Raw genomic sequence first — 2,260 nt, forward strand, 5'->3', positions numbered from 1 at the left:
GGCCGCGGTGGCCGGTGCACGGCCGGCGGCGGGTCGACGGACCCGCCGTTCCGTGGTGCTGGCGGTCGTCCTCGTGGTGCTTCTGGCCGGCGGACTGGCCGGCCTCGGCGTGGTGCTCACGAGCGGGCCGGATGGAACGGCCGGGCCCACCGCCGCCACTCCCGGCACCGCCGCCACCCTCGGCGGACGCGCCGGCACCGACTCCGCCACCGACGCGGGCTCCGGCACGACGACACCGGGCCGGTCGCCGGCGTCCGCGTCGGCGACGACAGGGGCGACGGTGACTCCGACGGTTCCGGCTGGGTCGGGTGGTGCTGTCGCGCTGGACCAGGTCGGAACCGTGATCCCGAGCTCGACCGACCCGGTGCAGGCACCGGCGGGCCTGACGTCGCGCAGCGGCGTGGCCGGCTGGTCGGTCGCGGTGCCGGCGGGCTGGCGCTCCGCCGGCCGCGCGCCGACGAAGGAGACGTTCGCCGCCGCCGAGGGCTTCCCGGAGCTGCTGGTGGAGGTTCGGCCCACCGCCGGCCCGTCCGCGATCGGCGCCTGGCAGGAGCTGGAGGCCGGTGTGGCGCGTGACAGCCCCGACTACCGGCGGGTGTCGATCCGCCCGGCTGACGGTGCCGACGGCACATCCGCCGCGATCTGGGAGTTCACCTCGACGTCTCGTGGCCGGACGGTGCGCACCGTGGACGTCGCCGTCGTGCGCAACGGCCACGGCTACGCGATGCGCTGGCGGGTGCCCGAGGACCAGTGGCCGCAGCACGAGCAGCTGGTCCGGCAGGTGACCGCCACCTTCCGTCCCGGACCCTGAACCGGAGCCCGCGCTGCTCCCTCGGCCGCGGCGCGGGCCGGGCGGTGGGCCGTCAGCCGCGCGGGGCCGCCGGGGGAGCGGTGCGTCCGGTTGCCACCCGGCGGACCAGCGCCCGCAGGTCGTCGCCGCTGAGCGGCTGCTTGTGGGTGGTGGCGTGCGCCCGGACGAGTCCGACGATGGGCTCGAGGTCCTCGTCGGGGGCGTCGATGCCGTGGCGGTCCATCAGGTGGCGCACGGCCGCCCGTCCGCTGTGCTTGCCCAGCACCAGCCGGCGTGACGCCCCGACCTCCGCCGGGTCGAACGGTTCGTAGGTCGCCGGCGCGCGCAGCACACCGTGCACGTGGATGCCGGACTCGTGGTCGAACACCTCGTCCCCGACGACGGCCTTCCCCGCGGGCAGCGGGCGGCGCGCGGCGCCGGCGACCAGGCGGGCCAGCGGGCGGAACGCCGCGGTGTCCAGCTCGACGGGGAGCTCGAGCAGGTGCCGCAGCGCCATCGCGACCTCCTCGATCGGCGCGTTGCCGGCGCGCTCACCGAGGCCCGTGACGGTGGTGCTCACCCAGGTGAACCCGGCCTGCACGGCGGCGATGGTGTTCGCGGTGGCCAGCCCGAAGTCGTCATGGGCGTGGATCTCCCAGGGCCCCGGGACCGCCTCGACCAGGGTCCGCAGGCGGGTGTGCAGGGCGATCGGGTTGGCCACGCCGACGGTGTCGGCCCAGCGGAACCGGGTCACGCCCATGCCGCGCAGTTCCCCGGCCAGGTCGGTGACGAAGGCGTCGTCGGCGCGGGAGGCGTCCTCGAAGCCGACGCTGACCAGCAGCCCCCGGTCGGCGGCGTCACGTACGCAGGCGGTGATCCGCTCCCTGGCCCATGCTCGGGTCTTGCCCAGCTTGACCCGAAGATGCAGGTCGGAGGCGGGGATGGTCACGTGGACGGCACTGACGCCACTGGCGACGGCCGCGTCGAGGTCGCGCTGGTCGGCCCGGCACCAGGCGACCACCCCGGCACGCTCGACGGCGCCCACGACGCGGCGCAGCACCTCGATCTCGCCCGGGCCCATGGCGGGGATCCCCGCCTCGATCTGGTGTACGCCGGCGGCGTCGAGCGCGACGGCTATCGCGACCTTCTCCTCGGCGGTGAAGGCGACTCCCGGGGTCTGCTCTCCGTCACGCAGAGTGGTGTCGCAGAACCTGACTTCCATAACGGTCACCGGCACTTTCGGCGGCTGTGAAATACCCGACGGGGGCTGGTGTTCGCGGCAACCAGGAGGCCGAAATCGTCGGAGACCTTATGCCGCGCCGATTTCGCGCGTGGGTCGCACGGTAGCGGCGAGGTTAACAGGATGGTCGCCGCGGTGAGGCTTACCTTTTTCGGCAGGAAATTCCTGGATGGTGCGAAGGAAAAATCCCGTCCTGGGGCGCGCCGCGGCACGCCCGCCGCCGGCGCGGG

1 protein-coding gene and 1 pseudogene are annotated in these 2,260 nt (G+C 74.6%); one reads left to right on the top strand and one right to left on the bottom strand.

Annotated features, from left to right (window positions below; all coding sequences use genetic code 11):
* Positions 1-811: pseudogene (locus FREUN1FDRAFT_RS38910) on the top strand (serine/threonine protein kinase); the annotation flags it as partial.
* 52 nt (positions 812-863) lie between these two features.
* Here FREUN1FDRAFT_RS38910 and nifV read toward each other — a convergent pair.
* The gene (nifV, locus tag FREUN1FDRAFT_RS38915) at positions 864-2,012 is read right to left on the bottom strand and encodes a homocitrate synthase (RefSeq protein ID WP_006545950.1); all 1,149 of its coding nucleotides are present in this window, start codon (positions 2,010-2,012) and stop codon (positions 864-866) included.
* Positions 2,013-2,260 lie beyond the last annotated feature (248 nt).

Origin of the sequence: Parafrankia sp. EUN1f, assembly GCF_000177675.1 — a bacterium.
Lineage (GTDB): Bacteria > Actinomycetota > Actinomycetes > Frankiales > Frankiaceae > Parafrankia.

Excerpts from the sequence above, each read along its gene's own strand:
- nifV (WP_006545950.1), bottom strand. The coding sequence starts at position 2,012 with ATGGAAGTCAGGTTCTGCGACACCACTCTGCGTGACGGAGAGCAGACC.